General features: G+C 72.0%; 4 protein-coding genes and 1 riboswitch. Of the genes, 2 read left to right on the top strand and 2 right to left on the bottom strand.

The window, feature by feature from the left end:
- The first annotated feature begins 87 nt into the window (after window positions 1–87).
- Window positions 88–1,152, top strand: coding sequence for an anthranilate phosphoribosyltransferase (trpD, locus tag ACRDP3_RS20920; RefSeq protein ID WP_431518512.1), 1,065 nt, complete (start codon window positions 88–90; stop codon window positions 1,150–1,152).
- 76 nt (window positions 1,153–1,228) lie between these two features.
- Window positions 1,229–1,348, top strand: a riboswitch (SAM riboswitch).
- Window positions 1,349–1,511: 163 nt separating this feature from the next.
- Window positions 1,512–2,876, top strand: a complete 1,365-nt coding sequence (locus ACRDP3_RS20915; RefSeq protein WP_431518513.1) for an aminotransferase class V-fold PLP-dependent enzyme — start codon at window positions 1,512–1,514, stop codon at window positions 2,874–2,876.
- Between the two features lie 4 nt (window positions 2,877–2,880).
- Here ACRDP3_RS20915 and ACRDP3_RS20910 read toward each other — a convergent pair whose 3' ends face one another.
- Both ACRDP3_RS20910 and ACRDP3_RS20905 read right to left on the bottom strand, forming a co-directional pair.
- Complete coding sequence (locus ACRDP3_RS20910; protein WP_431518511.1) at window positions 2,881–3,162, bottom strand: Lrp/AsnC family transcriptional regulator; 282 nt, start codon at window positions 3,160–3,162, stop codon at window positions 2,881–2,883.
- A complete protein-coding gene (locus ACRDP3_RS20905; RefSeq protein WP_431518510.1) occupies window positions 3,159–3,848 on the bottom strand; it encodes a rhomboid family intramembrane serine protease in 690 nt (229 codons plus the stop codon). Before ACRDP3_RS20905 ends, ACRDP3_RS20910 begins: the two co-directional genes overlap by 4 nt.
- Window positions 3,849–4,166: the final 318 nt, after the last annotated feature.

Below are 4,166 nucleotides of genomic sequence, written 5' to 3'. Positions count from 1 at the left end.
GACCTGGAAGATCCAGGTCCGCCCCACACGCGTTCCGGGCGCCGGCCGGCACCCGGACCGTCCGCTGCGACGACCTCAGGAGGGATCATGAGCGCCGTTCCGTCTGCCGGCTCTCCCGCCGGGGGTCCGGGCACCTGGCCGGACGTACTGAACTCGCTGCTGGCCGGTGAGGACCTGAGTGCCGACGCCACGGCGTGGGCGATGGACCGCATCATGCGGGGCGAGGCGACCGACGCCCAGATCGCGGGCTTCGCGGTGGCGCTGCGGGCCAAGGGCGAGACGGTCGGCGAGATCGCGGGACTCGTGCGGGCGATGTACGAGCACGCCAACGTCATCGAGGTGCCGGGCCGGACGGTCGACATCGTCGGTACGGGCGGCGACCGCGCCAGGACCGTCAACATCTCCACGATGTCCGCGATCGTCGTGGCCGGCACCGGGGCGAAGGTCGTCAAGCACGGCAACCGCGCCGCGTCGAGCGCGAGCGGAGCCTCGGACGTACTGGAAAAGCTGGGCGTAAATCTGGAATTGACGCCGGAGCGGGTCGCCGAGGTGGCCTCGGAGGCCGGGATCACCTTCTGCTTCGCGGTGAAGTTCCACCCTTCGCTGCGCCATGTCGCCAGCGCGAGGCGGGAGTTGGGCATCCCCACCTCCTTCAATTTCCTCGGTCCGCTGACCAACCCGGCCCGCGTGCGGGCGCAGGCGACGGGTGTCGCCGATGCCCGGATGGCGCCGATCCTCGCCGGCGTGCTGGCGGAGCGCGGGTCGTCGGCGCTGGTTTTCCGCGGCGACGACGGACTGGACGAACTGACGACGACCGCCACCTCCACGGTGTGGGTCGTAGGAGAGGGGAGGGTGCGCGAGGAATCCTTCGACCCGCGCGCCGTCGGCCTCGAGCTGGTGCCGGTCGAGGCGCTGCGCGGCGCCGACGCCGGCTACAACGCGGATGTGGCGCGGCGGCTGCTGGACGGCGAGCACGGCCCGGTCCGGGATGCCGTCCTGCTCAACTCGGCGGCCGCGCTGGTCGCCCTCGACCCGGGTGAAGGGTCCCTCGCCGAGCAGATCGCCCCCGCCATGGAGCGGGCGGCCGCATCGGTCGACAGTGGAGCGGCCGGCGCCGCGCTGGAGCGCTGGGTGGCCGCGAGCCACCGGTGACCCCGGGCGGACCCCCGCCGTCCACGATGAGGACGGCGGGGCGCCGCCGCGGGGGCGTGTGCCATACTCCTGGCCAGGTCACGAGTGACAGCGATCAAGGCCCCGGCCCGCTGTCCGGCAACCCTCCTTCCGTGGTGGGGTGCCCCGGGTGATGACCGGGCCGCATGACAGCAAGGTCCTGCGGCAAGCACGGATCCCTCGTCCCCTGCCTTCGGCGGGGAGGCCTATGGTCAGGGGTCCCTGGTCCTCGAGGGAGTCTCCCCGTGCGTCAACACGTCGCGCCCGCCGCCCTGTTCACCACCGCATCCGCTACCGCCACTGACGCGGCCACCGCCACCGGCGATCGCGCCGGTTCGCCGCTGCCCGTGCTGGGGCGGGACGTCCGCGTTCCGCTCGTGACCGGTGGCGAAGTGAGCTACGCGGCGCTGGACTACGCCGCCAGCGCGCCCGCCCTGCAGCGGGTGTGGGACGAGGTGGCCGCCTACGCCCCGTACTACGGCAGCGTGCACCGGGGCGCCGGTCATCTCTCCCAGCTGTCGACCGACCTGTTCGAGCAGAGCCGCGCCACAGTGGCGCGATTCCTCGGCTGCCGGGACGGGGCCGAAGGGGATGGGGACGACGTCGTCTTCACCCGGTCCACCACGGATTCGCTGAACCTGCTGGCATCCGCGCTGCCCGAGGGCACCCGCGTCTTCGTCTTCGAGACCGAACACCACGCGTCGCTGCTGCCGTGGCGGGCGAGTCCGACCACCTTCCTGGACGCGCCGCACTCGCCCGGGCAGGCCGTGGCGACGCTGGAGGCGGCGCTGCGCGCCGCGCCGGAGGGCCCGAAGCTGGTGTGTGTGACGGGCGCGTCGAACGTCACGGGCGAGATCTGGCCCGTACGGCAGCTCGCCGGGGCGGCGCACCGGCACGGCGCCCGTATCGTGCTGGACGCCGCGCAGCTGGCACCTCACCACCCGGTGCACATCGGTGAACTGGGCGTCGACTGGGTGGCCTTCTCCGGCCACAAGCTGTACGCGCCGTTCGGCGCCGGCGTGCTCGCGGGACGGGCCGACTGGCTGCGGGCCGCCGAGCCGTACCTGGCGGGCGGCGGCGCGAGCCGCACGGTCCTGCGGGGCGCGGACGGCGGCCTGGACGTCGAGTGGCGGACCGGCCCGGCCCGGCACGAGGCGGGTTCGCCGAACGTGATCGGTGCGTACGCGCTCGCCGCCGCCTGCCGGGCGCTCTCGGAGGCGGGCTTCGAGGCGATCGGGGGCCGGGAAGCGGAGCTGACCGGCAGGCTGCTGGACGGGCTGGCCCGGATTCCGGAGGTGACGGTGCTGTCCCTGTTCGGGGCCGAGGCCACCCGTGTGGGTGTGCTGTCCTTCGTGGTGGACGGCTGGAACAGCTCGCACCTGGCCACCGCTCTGTCCGCCGAGTACGGAATCGGTGTGCGGGACGGGCTCTTCTGCGCGCATCCACTGGTACGGAAGCTGCTGGGCGCCCAGCGGGCGGAGCCCGGCGGATGCGGGGCACCGGAGGCACCGGGGGAGCAGTCGCTGAACGCCGTCCGGGTCAGCTTCGGCGCCGGTACGCCCGACGAGCATGTGGAGCGGTTCCTGCGGGCGGTGGGCGAGCTGGTGCGGTACGGGGCGCGGTGGCGCTACCGGACCGAGGACGGGCGCTGCGTGCCCGACAGCGAGCGCGACGACGACAACGACCGCGCCGCGCTCGCGCGCTGAGCTCTCAGGCGTCCAGCCCGATGGCGAAGGCCGACTCCAGGTCGTGCCGGGAGTAGGTGCGGAAGGCGATGTGGGTCTCGGTCCCCAGCACGCCCGGCACCTTGCTGATCCGGCCCGGGATGACGTCTGCCAGGTCGTCGTGCCGGGCCACCCGCACCATGGCGATCAGATCGTGCGCACCGGTGACCGAATAGACCTCGCTGACGCCTTCCAGCGCGGCGATCTGTTCGGCGATTTCGGGGATGCGGTCGGTGCTGGTGTTGATGAGCACGATCGAGGTGATCACGGTGTGGACTCTCCCTGGGTCGCCGGAGCGGGCGTGCCCACTGTAGTGGTACGGAAACGGAGCCACGCGTAGAGGAAGCCGAGGGTGAACCCGACCACGTGGGCGAGGTAGGCCACGCCCGGTCCGTCGGTGTCGCCGCGAGCGGCGATCCACTGCAGAGCGAGCCAGAACAACAGGACGAGCCAGGCGGGGAAGCGCAGCGGCAGGAAGAGCAGAAACGGGAAGACGCTCGTGACGCGTGCCCTGGGATGGAGGTAGAGAAAGGCGCCGAGCACACCGGAGATGGCGCCGGACGCTCCGACGAGGGTCTCGTCCGAGGTGTGGTGCGCCACCGCGTAGCAGAGCATGGCGAGATAGCCGACGCTCAGGTAGCACAGGGTGAAGCGCACCGCCCCCATGCGCCGTTCGACCGGGCCGCCGAAGACGTAGAGGAACAGCACGTTGCCCAGCAGGTGCAGCCAGTTGGCGTGCAGGAAGAGCGCGGTGAGCGGGGTGAGCAAGGGGCGTACCGCCTCGCCCCACATGGTGTGCGGGAGCACACCCCAGCGCTGGAAGTACGCCGTCTGCGCGCGCTGCAGGGCCGCTCCGGTGCCGTAGCCGGGCAGGAAACCGGACGCGGGGCCGGTCAGGAAGATCAGGCCGCACAGGGCGATGAGGGTACAGGTCAGCACGGGGCGCTTGCGCATGAGGCGGATCATGACGCTTCGGGCACGGGGTGCCTTCCCCGACACACGAGGTGCGCCGCAGGTCTTAGGGTTGCGGGAAGCCCAGGCACCCTGCGGCCGCACCGCCCCCGAGCCCTCGACCGCCCCAAGGAATGAGGACGAGACCATGACGGTCCCCCCGCCCACGGCCGGCACCCGCTGGCGTTGCACGCTCTGCGGCAACCTGACGCGATTCGACGTGACACGTTCCAGCAAGGTGGTCGAGTACGTCCATCTGGACCTGGCCGGTGAGCCGAGCGTGGAGGAGCGGGAGGTGCTCAGTGAGAGCATCGAATGTGT

Source organism: Streptomyces sp., from assembly GCF_050698815.1.
In the GTDB taxonomy this organism is placed as follows: domain Bacteria; phylum Actinomycetota; class Actinomycetes; order Streptomycetales; family Streptomycetaceae; genus Streptomyces.
Note: the sequence above shows the minus strand (reverse complement) of the source record. Positions and strands in the feature narration are given on the sequence as shown.